This is a genomic window from Lactococcus sp. LG606, from assembly GCF_017309645.1.
GTDB lineage: Bacteria > Bacillota > Bacilli > Lactobacillales > Streptococcaceae > Lactococcus > Lactococcus petauri.
This window is the reverse complement of record NZ_CP071301.1, coordinates 1,164,449-1,181,157: the sequence shown is the minus strand read 5'-3', so window position 1 is coordinate 1,181,157 and position 16,709 is coordinate 1,164,449. Positions and strand designations below refer to the sequence as shown.

The 16,709-nt window shown below is 39.6% G+C and carries 17 protein-coding genes; 15 read left to right on the top strand and 2 right to left on the bottom strand.

The window, feature by feature from the left end; genetic code table 11:
• The first annotated feature begins 30 nt into the window (after nucleotides 1-30).
• The 4 genes from J0J35_RS05750 to J0J35_RS05735 are packed head-to-tail and all read left to right on the top strand — an operon-like array spanning nucleotide 31 to nucleotide 2,267.
• Nucleotides 31-378, top strand: coding sequence for a nucleoside triphosphate pyrophosphohydrolase family protein (locus J0J35_RS05750; RefSeq protein ID WP_003133010.1), 348 nt, complete (start codon nucleotides 31-33; stop codon nucleotides 376-378).
• The gene (locus J0J35_RS05745; RefSeq protein WP_206916080.1) at nucleotides 375-992 is read left to right on the top strand and encodes a thiamine diphosphokinase; all 618 of its coding nucleotides are present in this window, start codon (nucleotides 375-377) and stop codon (nucleotides 990-992) included. The genes J0J35_RS05750 and J0J35_RS05745 overlap by 4 nt, the downstream gene beginning before the upstream one ends.
• A gap of 9 nt (nucleotides 993-1,001) precedes the next feature.
• On the top strand, nucleotides 1,002-1,922 hold the full coding sequence (locus J0J35_RS05740) for a Gfo/Idh/MocA family protein (RefSeq protein WP_061414580.1): 921 nt from the start codon (nucleotides 1,002-1,004) through the stop codon (nucleotides 1,920-1,922).
• 18 nt (nucleotides 1,923-1,940) lie between these two features.
• A complete protein-coding gene (locus J0J35_RS05735; protein WP_019294313.1) occupies nucleotides 1,941-2,267 on the top strand; it encodes a heavy metal-binding domain-containing protein in 327 nt (108 codons plus the stop codon).
• A 49-nt stretch (nucleotides 2,268-2,316) separates the two neighbouring features.
• Here J0J35_RS05735 and J0J35_RS05730 read toward each other — a convergent pair whose 3' ends face one another.
• Complete coding sequence (locus J0J35_RS05730; protein ID WP_019294312.1) at nucleotides 2,317-2,616, bottom strand: GIY-YIG nuclease family protein; 300 nt, start codon at nucleotides 2,614-2,616, stop codon at nucleotides 2,317-2,319.
• Nucleotides 2,617-2,722: 106 nt separating this feature from the next.
• Here J0J35_RS05730 and uvrA point away from each other — a divergent pair, with 106 nt between their 5' ends.
• The 9 genes from uvrA to J0J35_RS05685 all read left to right on the top strand — a co-directional run bounded on the left by uvrA (nucleotide 2,723) and on the right by J0J35_RS05685 (nucleotide 12,895).
• A complete protein-coding gene (uvrA, locus tag J0J35_RS05725; RefSeq protein ID WP_019291602.1) occupies nucleotides 2,723-5,542 on the top strand; it encodes an excinuclease ABC subunit UvrA in 2,820 nt (939 codons plus the stop codon).
• Nucleotides 5,543-5,698: 156 nt separating this feature from the next.
• Entirely contained in the window at nucleotides 5,699-7,621 is a 1,923-nt protein-coding gene (locus J0J35_RS05720) for a fructose-1,6-bisphosphatase (protein ID WP_206916078.1), read from the top strand.
• Between the two features lie 46 nt (nucleotides 7,622-7,667).
• Nucleotides 7,668-8,420: a MurR/RpiR family transcriptional regulator gene (locus J0J35_RS05715; protein WP_019291601.1), complete on the top strand. Its 753-nt coding sequence runs from the start codon at nucleotides 7,668-7,670 to the stop codon at nucleotides 8,418-8,420.
• A gap of 130 nt (nucleotides 8,421-8,550) precedes the next feature.
• Nucleotides 8,551-9,699, top strand: a complete 1,149-nt coding sequence (gene nagA, locus J0J35_RS05710) for an N-acetylglucosamine-6-phosphate deacetylase (RefSeq protein ID WP_206916075.1) — start codon at nucleotides 8,551-8,553, stop codon at nucleotides 9,697-9,699.
• Between the two features lie 141 nt (nucleotides 9,700-9,840).
• Nucleotides 9,841-10,263, top strand: a complete 423-nt coding sequence (locus J0J35_RS05705) for a PTS sugar transporter subunit IIA (protein ID WP_017370591.1) — start codon at nucleotides 9,841-9,843, stop codon at nucleotides 10,261-10,263.
• Nucleotides 10,264-10,539: a preprotein translocase subunit YajC gene (gene yajC, locus J0J35_RS05700; RefSeq protein WP_061415105.1), complete on the top strand. Its 276-nt coding sequence runs from the start codon at nucleotides 10,264-10,266 to the stop codon at nucleotides 10,537-10,539. It begins immediately after the preceding gene.
• A gap of 89 nt (nucleotides 10,540-10,628) precedes the next feature.
• On the top strand, nucleotides 10,629-11,105 hold the full coding sequence (gene agaV, locus J0J35_RS05695) for a PTS N-acetylgalactosamine transporter subunit IIB (protein WP_117517800.1): 477 nt from the start codon (nucleotides 10,629-10,631) through the stop codon (nucleotides 11,103-11,105).
• Nucleotides 11,106-11,256: 151 nt separating this feature from the next.
• Nucleotides 11,257-12,066, top strand: coding sequence for a PTS sugar transporter subunit IIC (locus tag J0J35_RS05690; RefSeq protein ID WP_019294305.1), 810 nt, complete (start codon nucleotides 11,257-11,259; stop codon nucleotides 12,064-12,066).
• On the top strand, nucleotides 12,056-12,895 hold the full coding sequence (locus J0J35_RS05685) for a PTS system mannose/fructose/sorbose family transporter subunit IID (protein WP_014025198.1): 840 nt from the start codon (nucleotides 12,056-12,058) through the stop codon (nucleotides 12,893-12,895). Before J0J35_RS05690 ends, J0J35_RS05685 begins: the two co-directional genes overlap by 11 nt.
• Nucleotides 12,896-12,934: 39 nt before the next feature.
• Here J0J35_RS05685 and J0J35_RS05680 read toward each other — a convergent pair whose 3' ends face one another.
• The gene (locus J0J35_RS05680) at nucleotides 12,935-13,684 is read right to left on the bottom strand and encodes a MurR/RpiR family transcriptional regulator (RefSeq protein ID WP_206916061.1); all 750 of its coding nucleotides are present in this window, start codon (nucleotides 13,682-13,684) and stop codon (nucleotides 12,935-12,937) included.
• Between the two features lie 153 nt (nucleotides 13,685-13,837).
• On the opposite strand from J0J35_RS05680, the gene pfkB reads away from it, so the two are divergent.
• Nucleotides 13,838-14,770, top strand: a complete 933-nt coding sequence (gene pfkB, locus J0J35_RS05675; RefSeq protein ID WP_206916059.1) for a 1-phosphofructokinase — start codon at nucleotides 13,838-13,840, stop codon at nucleotides 14,768-14,770.
• Between the two features lie 9 nt (nucleotides 14,771-14,779).
• On the top strand, nucleotides 14,780-16,708 hold the full coding sequence (locus tag J0J35_RS05670) for a fructose-specific PTS transporter subunit EIIC (protein WP_206916052.1): 1,929 nt from the start codon (nucleotides 14,780-14,782) through the stop codon (nucleotides 16,706-16,708).
• The last annotated feature ends 1 nt before the right edge of the window (nucleotide 16,709 follow it).

Genomic DNA, 16,709 nt, shown 5'->3' with positions numbered 1-16,709 from the left:
AGAGGGAGAATTAAAGGAGGAACCTTATCTATGGAACTTAAGGATTATCAAAAGGAAATAATAAAATTTGATGTCAATGGTCCTCTAGCGGATATTGAGCAGGTAAATTTTGCTTTTTTAGATAAGGTACTCGGTTTAGCGGGGGAATCAGGAGAAGTTGCGGATAAGATAAAAAAAATCATCCGTGATCAGGATGGCATTATTAAAGATGATGATAAAAATGCTTTGGGAAAAGAATTAGGCGATGTCTTATGGCATGTGGCAACCTGTGCGCGCTATCTGGGGCTTGATTTGGAACAAGTCGCTCAAGCCAACTTAAATAAACTGGAAAGTCGTCAGCTGAGAGGAAAAATAGCGGGCAGCGGGGACGAGCGATGAGAGTACTTATTCACGCAGGACGGCCAGCAAGCATACCTGAAGAAAGCTATGATTATTATGTCGGTATTGATCGTGGAGCTTTATTTTTACTTGAAGACCATCAAAATATAGACTTAGCGGTTGGTGATTTTGACTCTGTAAGTATGGAAGAATTCGGCAAAATATCAGAAGCTGCTCATGAACTTTTTAAACTTCCGGCAGAGAAGGATCAGACGGATTTAGAAGCTGGTTTAGATCAGGTGCTTTCGCGTTTTCCAGATGCAGAAATCATGATTATTGGTGCCCTTGGTGGAAGGCTTGACCATCATTTGACCAATGTGTACCTGCCTCTGAATTTTGACTGTCCTGAAAGGATTTCTTTGAAGGACAAGCAAAATTTTGTAAAATATCTGACTCAAGGGCAGCACACCATTCGAAAGATTGAAGGCTATCCATATTTGGGCATTGTTCAGGTCGGCACAAAAAGAAGTTTAGAGATTAAAAACGCAAAATATCCACTTAAAGCTGAGGATAACTTTGCGGACATCTACGCAAGTAATGCTTTTATCAGTGAGACGATGGATTTAAAAATTGCTCAAGGCAAACTTATCGTCATTTATTCAAAAGACAGTTAGAGAGACTATATGATTATTGGAATAATTGGTGCAACATCAAATATCGCAGGTAAGGCCTATCTGCCCGTTTATGCAAAAATGCAAGCCGAGCATCGTTTTATTTTGCATTCGCGAACATGGGAAAAAGCTGAAGAGATTCGAAAAAAATACAAGTTTGAATATGCGACAACGGATTTAGGCGCGTTGGAAACTTGTGATATGGTCGTCATCCATGCAGCCACGGCTCAACATTTTGAGCTTGCAAAACGCTATTTGAGTGCAGGCACACATGTCATGATGGATAAGCCGATTTCCGAAAACTTTGATGAGGTCCAAGAACTTCATCGCTTGGCTGAGGAGAATAATGTCCTCTTTGTTATCGGTTTTAATCGTCGTTTTGCCCCAATGACAGACAAACTTAAAGAGGTCAATCAAAAAAACTTTATCAAGGTAAGTAAAAATTTAGCAAATAATGCCGACGAAGTACAATTTAGTTTGTATGATATTTTTATCCATCCTTTGGATACGTTGATTTACTTGCTTGATGACGAGATTGAACGTTACAGTTATCAATTAGCGATGACGCCGGACAAAAAACTTTCACGTGTGATAGTCACACTGAGAACGCAATCTTGTATGGGTATTGCCAGCATGAACTTGACTTCAGGCGCTTTTTCTGAGGAATTTACGGTCGAAGCAAGCAGTGGAACCTATCGTCTATCAGAACTTACGGAGTTAGAAATCCTTACTGGATTAGACAAGCAAAAAATCGGAATTAATGGTTGGCAAAGTGCCACATATAATCGTGGTTTTGAAAGTTTGGTTTTTGACATGGTTGAAGCAGTAACTCATTTTGATGGTCATAATAGAGATGAACTTATGAAACAGATGAAACAAACAAATGTTCTAGATTCGCATGAGATCATCCATGAAATTTTGGACAAAATGTAACTTATAAGGAGTAAGTAAATGAAAGATATGCTAATTTTAACTACAAATGATGCACCTGGCTATCGTGTTGTTGAGGTCTATGGTGAAGTTTTTGGTTTAACCACTCGTTCACGTAACGTCTTCTCAAGTACTGGACAACAATTAAAAACGATTGTCGGAGGAGAAATTGCCGGCTATACGAAACTCCAGCATGAAACGCGTGAGAGTGCTATTGAACGTCTTGCAGAAGAAGCACGAGATAAAGGTGCTAATGCAATTCTCGCTATGCGTTTTGACTCATCGACATTTGGTAATGTTGACTCAGTTGCTGCTTACGGTACAGCTGTTAAACTAGAAAAATTATAAAAAGCAAACTGGAGTTTGCTTTTTATAATTAAACTGAAAAAAGAGATGTTTATCCCTTTTCTTTAGCTAGAAGTTCTTTTTCAAAAGTTTCTTTGATTGCTCTTTCTTTAATTAATTTTAATTTTTGTGAACGATTGAGTTTATGCTTAAACCACCATTCGCATTTTAAGGCGTGTTTCTTATCTGAAAATTCAACGGAAGTCAGAAGTTGAAGGGGACGACGTGCTTTAGTATATTTAGCACCTTTACCAGAGTTATGGGTTTCCAATCGTTTCGTAACATCGTCTGTATAGCCACAATAAAGCGTATCATCAGCACAACGCAAAACATAGACAAAATAAGATTTCATGATAAGGCTATTGTACCTTAAAATGTAGTATAATTGAAGTATCTTTATCGAAAATAAGAAATTCAGTCTCAGTAAATATGGGATAGAAGTGAGAAGGGAAGAATAAATGCCCCAAGATAAAATTGTTATACATGGTGCTCGAGAGCACAATTTAAAAAATATAGATGTTACCATTCCACGTGATAAGTTGGTCGTTGTTACAGGTGTTTCGGGTTCAGGGAAATCTTCTCTGGCTTTTGAGACTTTATATGCTGAAGGACAACGACGTTATGTCGAATCATTATCTGCTTATGCCCGTCAGTTTTTAGGTAATATGGATAAACCAGATGTGGACAGTATTGACGGCTTGTCGCCAGCTATCTCTATTGACCAGAAAACAACTAGCAAAAATCCACGCTCTACTGTTGGAACAGTAACGGAGATTAACGATTATCTCCGTTTACTTTTTGCGCGTGTCGGAAAACCTTTCTGTATCAATGGACACGGAGAAATTTCAGCACAATCGGTTGAAGAAATTGTGGACCAAATCCTCGAATTGCCTGAAAAAACACGCCTACAGATTTTAGCACCAATTGTGCGTGGTAAAAAAGGACAGCACGTTAAAGTTTTTGAGCGTGTGCAAAAAGAGGGCTATGTGCGTGTCCGCGCTGATGGTGAAGTTTACGATGTAACAGAAGCACCAGAGCTTGATAAAAATAAAAAGCACAATATCGAAGTCGTTATTGACCGTATCGTTGTAAAAGAAGGTATTCGTTCACGTTTGTTCGACTCTGTTGAAGCAGCACTTCGTATTGCTGAAGGCTATGTTATTGTGGACAAGATGGATGGGGAGGAACTCCTTTTCAGTGAGTTTTATGCCTGTCCTGTCTGTGGTTTTACAGTTCCCGAGTTAGAACCACGTCTCTTTTCATTTAATGCGCCTTTTGGCTCTTGTCCAGATTGTGATGGTCTAGGGATGAAAAATGAAGTCGATCCTGACTTGGTTATTCCTGACGACAGTAAGACCTTACGTGAAGGTGCTGTCGCTGCCTGGAATCCTATCTCTTCAAATTACTATCCAACCATGTTGGAATGTGCTAGCCGTGATTTTGGAATTGATATGGATACACCGTGGGCTGACTTGCCGGAAGAACACAAAGATATTATTCTTAATGGTTCTGGTGAGCGTAAATTTCATTTTTACTATGTCGGTGATTTTGGAAATGTGTCTGATAAAGATATGGTTTTCCCTGGTATAATCAATAACATCAACCGTCGATTCCGCGAAACCTCAAGTGATTACACACGTGAATACCTTCGTGGTTACATGACAGAGTTAACATGTACGACTTGTCATGGCTATCGTTTGAACGATCAAGCCCTTTCGGTTAAGGTTGATGGGAAACATATCGGAGAACTTTCTAACTTAGCTATCGGTGACGAGTTAGAGTTTTTAGCTACTCTTACTTTATCTACAAACGATGAAATGATTGCGCAACCTATTGTAAAGGAAATCAAAGATCGCTTATCTTTCTTAAAAAATGTGGGTCTAGATTATCTGACACTTTCACGGGCTTCAGGTACTTTATCAGGTGGAGAATCGCAACGTATTCGTTTAGCAACCCAGATTGGTTCTAACCTTTCAGGTGTCCTTTATATCCTTGATGAGCCATCAATTGGTCTACATCAAAGAGACAATGACCGCTTGATTGAATCCCTCCAAAAAATGCGTGATTTAGGAAATACACTTATCGTGGTTGAGCACGATGAAGATACGATGAAAGCAGCAGATTGGCTGATTGATGTCGGACCAGGCGCTGGAGATTTAGGTGGTGAAATCATTGCTGCTGGTACGCCGAAACAAGTAGCGAAAAATAAAAAATCTTTGACAGGACAATATTTATCAGGAAAACGTTCCATCCCTGTACCTGCCAAACGCCGTAAAATCGATAAAAAACGTATGGTGAAGGTCACTGGGGCTTCAGAAAACAATTTACAAAATATCGATGCCCAATTTCCTTTAGGGATTATGACAGCTGTAACTGGTGTTTCAGGGTCGGGTAAATCAACCTTGGTTAATTCGATTCTGAAGAAAACCTTGGCGCAAAAACTTAATCATAATTCAGAAAAACCAGGTAAACATAAAAAAGTTACTGGTTATGAAGAAATTGAACGTTTGATTGATATTGACCAATCGCCGATTGGACGTACACCACGGTCAAATCCAGCAACCTATACCTCTGTATTTGATGATATCCGTGGACTCTTTGCCGAAACCAATGAAGCCAAAATACGTGGTTACAAAAAAGGACGTTTTTCATTTAATGTGAAAGGCGGACGTTGTGAAGCTTGTTCGGGTGACGGGATTATCAAGATTGAAATGCATTTTCTTCCAGATGTGTATGTCCCATGTGAAATCTGTCATGGCAAACGCTATAACTCAGAGACTTTGGAAGTACATTACAAAGGAAAAAATATTTCGGAAATTCTTGATATGCGCGTGTCGGATGCTTTAGAATTCTTCCGTCATATTCCCAAAATCGAGAGAAAATTGCAAACCATCGTTGATGTCGGCTTAGGCTATGTTACTTTGGGACAACCAGCTACAACCTTATCTGGTGGTGAAGCCCAAAGGATGAAGCTTGCTTCCGAATTGCAAAAACGCAGTACAGGCAAGAGCTTTTATATCTTGGATGAGCCCACAACAGGCTTGCACAGCGAAGATATCGCCACATTGATTAAAGTTTTGGATCGGCTTGTGGATCAAGGCAATACCATCGTGGTTATTGAACATAATCTTGATGTGATCAAGACTGCTGACTATATTATCGATCTCGGACCAGAAGGCGGTGCTGGCGGCGGAACAATCCTAGCTACAGGCACACCTGAAGAAGTTGCTGAGGTTGAGCAATCTTACACCGGACAATATTTAAAACAAAAATTATAATTGTCTGATTAAAAAAAGAGTAAAGTCTGATCTTTGCTCTTTTTTGCATGGAAAAAACACATTTAGAAGAAAGCGCTTTACTATAAATGTTAAAAATACTATAATGTAGGCATGTTGCTTTTATCAAGAAGCAAGAATTAGAGGAGAAAACAGATCATGGATGAAAAGTACTATAAGCTGCTAAAAGAACAGTTTGTATCCAAAGAAGCAGTCTTAACCGAAATCATAAACCTCAGCGCAATTTGTGAACTTCCTAAAGGTACAGAACATTTTGTGAGTGACATACATGGGGAATACGATGCTTTTAATCATGTCTTGCGTAATGGCTCAGGTTCGATTAAAGAAAAGCTCCGCGAATGCTTTCCTGACCTAGATTCTACCGAGATTTCAGAGCTTGCAACTTTAATTTATTACCCAGAAGAAAAGCTGGTTTCCAAAGAAAGTCAGCTTTCGCAAGATGCATTTGCATATTATTGCCGTGAGAACCTGATTTCCTTATTGAAACTCGCCCGTTTTGCAGGGAAAAAATATACACGGTCGAAAGTACGTAAAGCTTTTCCAGAAAAATTCCGCTATATTCTGGAGGAATTAAAACATGAGGTTGAGTCGAGTTCAGAAAAACGTGCTTATTTTGACTCCATTATTGAAAAGCTTCAACATCTGGGTGAACTTCCGAACTTAATTATTGCACTTGCGGATAGTGTGAGACGTTTGACCGTTGACCATTTACATGTGGTGGGCGATATTTATGATCGTGGCCCTTTTCCGGATAAAATTATCGATCGACTGATCAGTATGCCTTCGGTTGATGTTCAATGGGGCAACCATGATATTATCTGGATGGCAGCCATCGCAGGTTCACCGCTTGCGATGATGAATGTTATTCGGATTAGCTCGCGTTATGGGAACCTGGATATTCTTGAAGATTCATATGGGATTAACTTACGTCCGCTGATTGAATACGCGGAGCGGTATTATGAGCCCAGTCCAGCCTTTGCCCCTCGTTTGACGGAAGGAGAATATCTGTCACAGGAGGAGTGTGACTTGCTCAATAAACTCCAACAAGCTACGGCTATCTTACAGTTCAAGTTAGAAAGTCAATTAATTGCACGACGCCCAGATTTTCATCTGGAAGAGCGGGATGTCTTGCATTTTATTAATTATGATGAAGAGCGTATCACGCTCAAAGGCAAACAGTATGATTTACAGGAATTTCAGGCACCCACGGTTGATCCAGTTCAACCGGAGCAGTTAACAGACGAGGAAGAAATCTTACTGAAAAAACTGCTGAAAAATTTTCAGGCTTCCCAAAAACTCAAAAAACATATTGATTTTCTTTTAGAAAAAGGTTCAATGTATCTTTCCTACAATGGCAATTTATTGATTCATGGTTGCCTGCCTCTTCATGAAAACGGCGACTTCAAGTGTTTTAGACTTGAAGGAGAAGCTTATTCTGGGCGCGAATTGCTCGATCTTTTTGAAGATCATGTGAGAAAGAGTTTGGCGCATCCTGATGTGAAAGAAGATTTATCTACAGACTTACTCTGGTATCTGTGGGTGGGAGAATCTTCTTCACTTTTTGGTAAAGAAGCGATGACCACTTTTGAGCGTTATTATATCTCGGATAAAGCAACACATGTGGAAAAGAAAAATCCATACTATCGTCTAAGAGAAGAGCCAGAGACGATTAGTCGTATCTTGAAAAATTTTGGGATGGATGAAAAAGGGCATGTCATCAATGGACATACACCGGTTAAAGAAAAGAAAGGTGAAGAACCAATCAAAGCTGGTGGTAAACTGATTGTAATTGATGGCGGTTTTTCTAAGCCTTACCAAAAAGAAACTGGAATTGCGGGATACACTTTGCTTTATAACAGCTATGGTATGCAGTTGGCAGCTCACGAGCCTTTTAAAACGATAAAAGCAGCTGTCGAAGACGGCAGCGATATTGTAAGTGTCAAGCGATTGGTTGATCGAGTAGAGGAAAGAACCTGTGTTAAAGATACCAATATCGGTCAGGAGCTTTTGAAGACAATTGATGATTTAGAGTATCTTTTTGAAAATTATGAAAAATATTGACTTGCAATGCTCGAAAATACAAATTTTGAAGTTAAAGGAGTGACAATTGAAAACCTTAAGTGAAGCAGAGTCGTATTGTTGGAATCATATTCAAGATAATTTAAATCGGATTCCTAATCTATCTATCTCGATATTGGCAACAGAATCACATGTCAGTGTTTCCACAGTTAATAGAACCTTGAAAAAAATGGGCTACGATGGTTATTCTGACTTTAAACAAACTATTCGTAATACCAAAAACGAGCGTCGCAAAAATGGCTTTTCAAAAGAGGTTAATCAGGCGATCCGTAAAAATGAAATAGAAATTACACGGACGATTAATCAACTTTCAGCGGATGATATTGAAGCTGCTATTAAGTTGATTGATCATCATAGCAAAATTATGATTTTTTGTGCAGGGCTGAGTGCTAATGTTGCACGGGAAATGATGGATAAGCTGCAACTTTTTGGAAAACTTTGTGTTATTCACGATGATTTTGATTATATGCAGTATTTTGCAAGTAAAGCCAACCGTGATTATCTCATCGTTGCCTTTTCTTTGAGTGGCGAAACACCTGAGATTGTACAAGCACTTCATAAAGCGAAGAATCGGGGAGCAAAGATTATTGCACTTGTGGGAGCAATGCCGAGTGCCATTGGAAGTCAAGCTGATGTTTACATCCATGCTTACAAATCAACTCAAAAAACGATTAATTTTGGTTTAGACGTGGGGAGTCGCCTATGTTTACAAGTTGTGAATCGTATCTTGTTGGATGCTTTTGCCCTTTACAAAAATTTAGCACCTATTCGTGAAGATTAAATAAGACAAGCAGAGAAGATAAAATCTCTGTTTTTTTTGGGAAAATTTTCCACTTATATAAGGGACTTTTTGGAAAATTTTCCCCTTATTTCTGATTTATACTAAGAAAAAAGATAAATGGAGGTAAGGCATGACTTACTATATTAAAGCAGATAAATTTTTTTATCCTTATCAAACGCTCAGTGGTGGCTATTTAGAAATTAAAGCGGGTAAATTTGGCAAACACATGCAAGAAGTTCCTGAAGATGCTGAGGTCAAAGATTATACAGGATACTGGATTGCGCCAGGATTGGTGGATACACATATACATGGTTTCGATGGCGCAGATGTGATGGACGGAGAGTCAGAGTTGCTTGATAAGATGAGTCAGAGTTTACTTAGAGGGGGTGTAACTTCTTGGATAGCTACACCATTAACAGGGAAACATGAGCGCCTTAGAGAAGTCTGCGAAGTAGTTGGAAATTATAAACCAGCAGTTACAGGGGCCAAAATACAAGGTCTTTTCTTTGAAGGACCATACTTTACTACTCAACATAAAGGTGCGCAAAATCCCGCTTATATGACAGATCCAAATGTGGAAGAATTTGAAAATTGGAACCAAGCAGCGCATGGTATGATTCGAAAAATAGCCGTTGCACCTGAAAGAGAAGGAAGTATCGAATTTATCCGAGCTTTGACAAATCGAGGAATCACGGTTGCTTTGGGACACTCTAACGCTACTTTAGCTCAAGCAACAGCAGCAGTAGAAGCAGGTGCTACTGTCTTTGTCCATACATTTAATGGCATGAGTCCCTTTAACCATCGGGAACCCGGAATGGTTGGTGCGGCACTGAGCCTTCCGAATACATATGCCGAGCTTATCTGTGACGGACATCATGTTCATCCGACAGCAGCTAAAATATTAATTCAAAGTAAGGGAGCATCGCACACGGTCCTGATTACCGATGCGATGCGTGCTGCAGGAATGCCCGATGGAGATTACATGTTGGGAGAATTTCCTGTACGTGTTGAAGGAGGCGCTGCTCATCTTAAAGAAGGAAATAGTTTGGCTGGTTCTATCCTCATGTTAAAGGATGCGGTTAAAAACATAGTAGATTGGGGAATTGCAACACCGGAGGAAGCTCTTATGATGGCGACCTTAACTGCTGCCAAGTCTGTTAATATTGATGACCGCTGTGGTCAAATTAAAGAAAACTATAATGCTGACTTTATCGTTTTAAAGTCCAATATGGAACTTTCAGAAGTCTACGTCAATGGTGAACAGGTCATGTCGTCTTAAAACGCGAAAGTATATAAAGACAAAACATAGTTGTAAGCGGTTAATTCAGAAAAATTTACCAAAAATATAGGACTTATTTGGAAAAATTTCCTATAATTCATAGCTTATAATAAAACTAAATTGAGAAGACAAGGAGAAATGATGAAAGCTTTAATTTCTGGGCATGCGCATTTTGCAGAAGGTATGAAGAGTGCGGTTGAATTAATTACCGGACCACAGGCAGACTTAATCACACTTACTTTTGATGAAGCAACAAACCTTGAAGAGTATCAAGAGGCTTTAAATAATTTTTGTAAAAATGGTGAAGAAGTAGCCATTTTTACGGATCTACTTGGAGGGACACCTTTTAATAAAGCAATGATAGCTAAAGGAGATAGTGAGAACGTGCATATTTTTACGGGTACGAATCTTCCGATGCTGATTGAGTTTGTTTCTCAAGGAATGATGGAAACAGAGGGTGATTTAATACTTGATTTGTCTGTTTCTACAGCTAAAGATGGTGTCACTCTTGACTTAGCGCTCGGCAAAAAAATGCTAGAAGTTGAAGAAAGCGATGGCATTTAAATGACGGCACAATTTATTATCAACAGTTCACTTGTCTTTATTGGTTTTATTCTTCTAGGCGGTGCTTTTTATAGCATTGTTAGTGGTCTGCAGTTTAGCAAGCGTAAGAAAGTTATCGCCGAGTTGCATCAGAATCTTGCCGTAGGAAGTGAGGTCATGTTTAGTGGCGGCTTGACAGGAGTTATTACTGATTTAGATGAAGAATTCTGTCGCATAAAGCTTGCGGATAAGTTGGTGATTAGAGTTTCACGTTATGCCATCACGCAGATATTGTAAAACGTTCATTTTCCTAGTTTCTAGGGTATTAAATAAAATTTGAATACGAACAAACAGGTTCCTATTCTCTATTAAGAAAGGTCATTATTATGCCAAATATTTTACTTACTCGTATTGATAATCGCTTGATTCACGGTCAAGTTGCCACACAGTGGAACAGCTTTGTCGGCTCCAACCTTTTGCTTGTTGCAAATGATGATGTGGCAAGCAATCTACAGCGTCAAGCACTGATGGATATGGCTGCACCGACTGGAGTTGCGACACGCTACTTTAGTCTCCAAAAAACGATTGACATTATTAGTAAAGCTGCTGATCGCCAATTGATTTTTATTATCTGTGAAAATCCTCAAGATGTGTTACATCTTGTTGAAGGTGGTGTACCCATTAAAAAAGTGAATATCGGTAATATGCACATGTCAGAAGGAAAACGTCAAGTTGCAACTGTTATTGCCGTGGATGACGATGATGTGGCAGCATTTAAGAAACTGAAAGAACTTGGTGTTGAGCTTGAGATACAGCGCGTGCCAACGACAGCAATAGAGCCATTGGATAAGCTCTTCAAATGATACTCGTGATACATTTCTAATTTTGGTAACAAGAGGATTTTGCAAGAAAATAGAGTATTTATTGTCAAGTGAATTTATTTTTCTCGTTTTGATATTATAGGCTCTCAATTTTTTGGTTAAAATCCAACAAAAAAATATAAGGAGAAAACTTATGGATGCTTCCATTTTTCAGATTATTTTGATCTTTGCAGTGACTTTTGTCGTTGCCATTGACCAATTTAGTTTACTTCAATCTTTGTACCAACCTATTGTCACCGGTTTGGTTATCGGCCTTATTCTCGGTGATGTTCAAACCGGTTTGATTGTTGGTGGTACTTATCAACTGATGACTATTGGTAATATGCCGGTTGGTGGGGCTCAACCACCAAATGCGGTTATCGGTGGTATTATGGCAACAGTCTTGGCTATCACTCTGGGTCTCCAGCCCGCAGCAGCCGTTGCCACTGCTATCCCATTCTCATTGCTAGGTCAATATGGTGTAACCTTGATCTTCACAGTTATGGCTCCGGTAATGGGTGTCGCGGATAAATATGCAGAAGAAGCAAACCCAGCCGGAATCGCGAAAATTAACTGGCTAGCGATGTGTGCACTCGGAACAATCTTTGGTATTGTCGTAACGCTCTTCTTTATTGGAGGGAAAGCCTTTGGAGATACAGTAGTAAATGCTATTCCTGCCTGGCTTATGAGTGGACTCGGTGCATCCGGAAATATGATGCGTTATGTCGGTTTTGCAATCTTGATTAAAGTTATGGTTTCAAAAGAACTTTGGGGATTCTACTTCCTGGGCTTCGTGCTTGCTGTTATTGTTACCGGTATTGAAGCGCTCAAAGGTCCAGCATTACTTTTACTCGCCGTAATTGGTTTTGCATTCGCCTACTGGGATTTCCAAATGAATACAAAACTCAAAGCAGCTGCGGCAGCAGCACCAGCTAGTGAAGGAGATTATGAAGATGGTATTTAATATTCCTGATAATTATTCTAACCAAACGCCAGCACCACAACTTGATAAAAAAACACTCAACAAAATGGTTTGGCGCTCCGTTTACCTCCAAGCATCTTTTAACTATGAACGGATGCAAGCCGGTGGATGGCTCTACTCGATCTTGCCCGGTTTGGAAAAAATCCACACGGACAAAAAAGACCTTTCAGCTTCAATGGCGCACAATTTAGAGTTTTTCAACACACACCCATTTTTGGTTAACTTTGTAATGGGGATCGTGCTTTCACTTGAGCAAAATAAAACAGATATTCAAACGATACGTGCCGTTCGTGTTGCAGCGATGGGACCACTTGGAGGGATTGGTGATGCACTCTTCTGGTTCACGCTTGTACCAATCACGGCAGGGATAACAGCTAATATGGCGATTGCTGGAAATATCGCAGCACCGTTCATCTTCCTCTTTATTTTCAATGCTGTACAGTTCGGCTTGCGTTACTTCCTGATGCATTGGTCTTACCGAAAAGGAACAGATGCTATCAGCATCATGACTGCTAATGCAAAAGAATTTACACGCGCAGCTTCTATCCTTGGTATTTTCGTAGTGGGGGCATTGACTTCAGCTATGGGAGCTACTTCAGTAAACATTGTCATTCCAAATGGTGAAGCTGAAATTAATATTCAATCCATCTTAGATGGTATCTTGCCATCAATGTTGCCGCTAGGATTAACTTTACTTTTGTTCTATCTCATGCAGAAGCACAAATGGACACCTATCCGTTGTATTCTTTTACTCCTCTGCCTTGGCATCCTTGGCTCAGGAATAGGTATCTGGCCTTCAATCTGGCCGTAAATATAAAAAAGTAAGTGTGGGATAAAGACACTTACTTTTTTATATTTCTTTTTTTCTTAAAGCATAAGAGTCAAGTAAAATTCGTGAAAGAATAGTCAGAGGAAGTCGTGAGCGTACTTCATAGTCTGGGAAAAAGGAGCCATCTGATTTAAAACCAACTAGAGCAACATCAGATAGGGAGGTCAGCGTGGATTCACCCGCTGTCGTAAGGAGAAGTGTTGCAATATTGTGTTGCTGACAATTTTGTGCAGCATTTACCAATTCTGGAGTTTCGCCATTTAAAGATATGAAAAGGACAGCGTCTTCGGGGGATAATTTTTTGCTCATGATTTTAATGATTTCAGGGTCTGTAAAGAGTTCACAGTATTTTTCTGTAAGCTGAAACTTGATCATCATCTCTTGGGCAACCATTTCTGAAAAACCACGGGCAAATAAAATGAGCCTTCTTGAAGCAGTGATAATTCGAATTGCTTCTTCAAGTTTCTGGATGTTAATCATTGAGATGGTGCGCATGACTTCTTGCTCATTTTTGGTAATGACGAGACGAATACCTTCATCTTCTTTATCAAACTGGGAAAAATCTTCATGCAACTTTCTTCGCTCTTTGAGTTTATACTTGAAGTCGGCATATCCAGAATACCCTTTTTTCTTTAGTGTACGCACAATTGTTGCTGTTGAAACAGCAGCTTCAACACTTAATTCGGCGATGGAATAGTTAGGGATTTCTATAATATTACGCTCTATATAATTCCATAAATATTGCTCAGAGTCGCTTAGTTTAGTACCCAAAGTAAACCTCCCGTTTTCTAAGATTTATTACTCTAAGTATAGCAAAATTAAAAATAGAAGTGTAACGTTTTTCAGAAATATCCAAAATTTGTAAGCGGGTACATAAATAATACGCTATGATAATACTATGATAAAAAGAAAGTGAGGTGTTCAATGATCTACACAGCTACACTAAATTTAGCCATTGATCTTTTTATTGAAACCAAGGAGATGTCTCCTAAAATAGTAAACCGTACAGACGAGTACGATGTTCAAGCCAATGGAAAAGGTGTCAATGTTTCTTTGATCTTGCAGAAACTCGGAGTGGCAAGTACAGCATTGGGATTTAAGGCTGGATTTACCGGAAATTTCATCGAAAACACGCTCCGAAATGAAGGTATCCACACAGACTTTATCGAAGTGGACGGTATAACCAGAATCAACGTTTTTACACATGTAAAAAAAGAAAATCTAGAGTATAAGCTGGTTAATAAAGGGCCAAAAGTTACACCTGAGCAAGTAGCAATGTTTTTAAAGCAAGTGCATCAACTCAAAGAGGGGGACTACCTATGTTTATCTGGCAGTTTTTCTGAAGGAGTTCCACCCATACTCTTAAAAGAGATTGCAGCGATCTGTCAAGAAAACAAGGTGAGGCTCATTATTGATACCAGCTATGCAGAAGTACTGGAGACTTTGTCTTACAAACCTTTCTTACTTAAACCCAATGATGAGGAACTGGCGCACTGGTTTAATGTGGAGCTAAAAACGCCAGAAGATGTGATCTATTACGGTAAAAAATTGGTAGAGCAAGGTGCGCAAAATGTTTTGATTTCCTTGGGGGAAAAAGGTGCTTTGTTTATCAATTCGGACCAAATCTTATCTTTAAATGCTCCACAAGGAGAAGTTGTCAACACAGCTTGTGCAGGCGATAGCTTGCTTGGAACTTTCTTAGCCGGAATAATCAAAAATGAAGCTATCGGAAAAAATTTGCAATTAGCAATTGCAGCTGGCTCTTCTACAGCTTTTCAAAAAGGCTTGACTGATTTTTCCGATGTTCCACAGCTGATAAAACAAATTACTGTTACTGAAATTATGAATAAACTATAAGGAGGATTTATGGGAAACTATAAAATAATCGCTGCGACAGGTTGTCCAACAGGGATAGCACACACGTTTATGGCACAGGAAGCTTTAGAAGCAGCGGCAAAAAAAGCAGGTGTATCAATCAAGGTGGAAACACATGGACAGATTGGTGTAGAAAATGAATTGACAAACGAGGACATTCGTCATGCAGAAGCTGTAATTATTGCAGCCGATAAAGATGTCCATGCTGAGCGTTTTGCCGGTAAACGGGTCATTGAAGTTTCTGTTTCAGCAGGGATTAAAGAGGCAGACCACTTGATTAAGGATGCCCTAGCTGGCAAAGGAAAAATCAAAGATGGCACAGCCACTTCGGAAAATACCTCAACAGCATCAGATGTATCTAAAATCGGGCACAGCATCTACAAAAACCTTATGAACGGTGTCTCGCATATGTTGCCTTTCGTTGTTGCTGGTGGTGTTTTGATTGCAATTTCTTTTGCAGTTTGGGGGATTCATTCTGCAGAACCAGATCATGCTGCATATAATGCCACAGCAGCGATGATCAAGGATATTGGCGGGCAAGCTATGGGAATGATGGTGCCAATATTGTCAGCTTTCATTGCTGAAAGCATTGCCAAACGTCCCGCGCTTGTCGCAGGTTTGATTGGTGGTATCGTAGCAAATGCAGGTGGCGCAGGTTTCTTAGGAGGAATTCTATCAGGCTTCTTAGCGGGTTACTTAATTCTTTTCCTTCAAAAACTCTTGCGTAAGATGCCCAAATCTCTTGATGGATTAAAAGCTGTCTTTATTTTACCGGTTCTAGGAGTGGCAATTGTCGGAATAGCTATGTATTTGCTGGCAGCTCCTATGGAAGCCATCAATCAAGCTATGATGAATTTCTTAGCTGGATTTGAAAACAGTAACCCGATTGTTTTAGGACTTATTGTTGGTTCAATGTGTGCCTTTGATATGGGAGGTCCGGTCAACAAAGCTGCCTATGTTACAGGTACAGCGCTATTAGCTCAAGGAAATTACTCCTTTATGGCAGGTGTGTCGGCTGCTTGTATTGCGCCGCCATTGATTACAAGTATTGCAACGTTTGTGTTTAGAAAATATTACAATACTGAAGAACGTAATGCAGGGCTTGTGAATCTCATCTTAGGTTCCACACATATCACTGAGGGCGCAATTCCTTTTGCAGCCAAAAATCCCTTGATTATTTTGCCTATTTTTATGGTGGGTTCTTCAATCGCTTCAATTTTAACTTATCTTTTCGGAGTAAAGGTTCCTGCGCCACATGGAGGATTTCTGGTTTTACCTGTTGTCACAGGTGCTTTCCAATGGGTTTTATCAATTTTGATTGGTTCGGCAGTAGGTGGAATTTTACTTGGCCTCTATCAAAAACGACGCTGGGAGAAGGAAAAACGTGAAAATAAAGAATTAGCCACTGAAGAAATTCTAGCTCCCTCTGCATTCCTTTCTGAAAATGACGTCTTTCTCCATCAAACATTCAATACACGAGATGAAATGTTCGACTTTTTAGCAGAAAAAACAATCCAACGAGGAATCGCTACAGACAAGGAAGAAATCAAGGAAAAGTTAGTGGCACGTGAACTCGAAGGAACTACAGGAATGATGGACGGCTTTGCCATACCACATGCTAAATCGTCAAATATTAATAAAGCCAGTTTGATTATTGTAAAAAATGAGAAAGGCATTGCTTGGGATAGCTTAGATGGTCAACCAATTACCTTTATCATTGGACTTTTTATACCCGAACATCAAAAAGGAACGGCACACCTACAATTGCTCTCTTCTGTTGCGAAAATGCTCATGATACCTGCGGTGATAGATCAGCTAAAAGCAGCGAACAGCCAAGCGGAGATTGTGTCAATCATTAATCAAAAACTAGTTGAAAATAGTGAGGAAGCTTCAGAAAGCCTTGTATATGCAGGAGTATAAG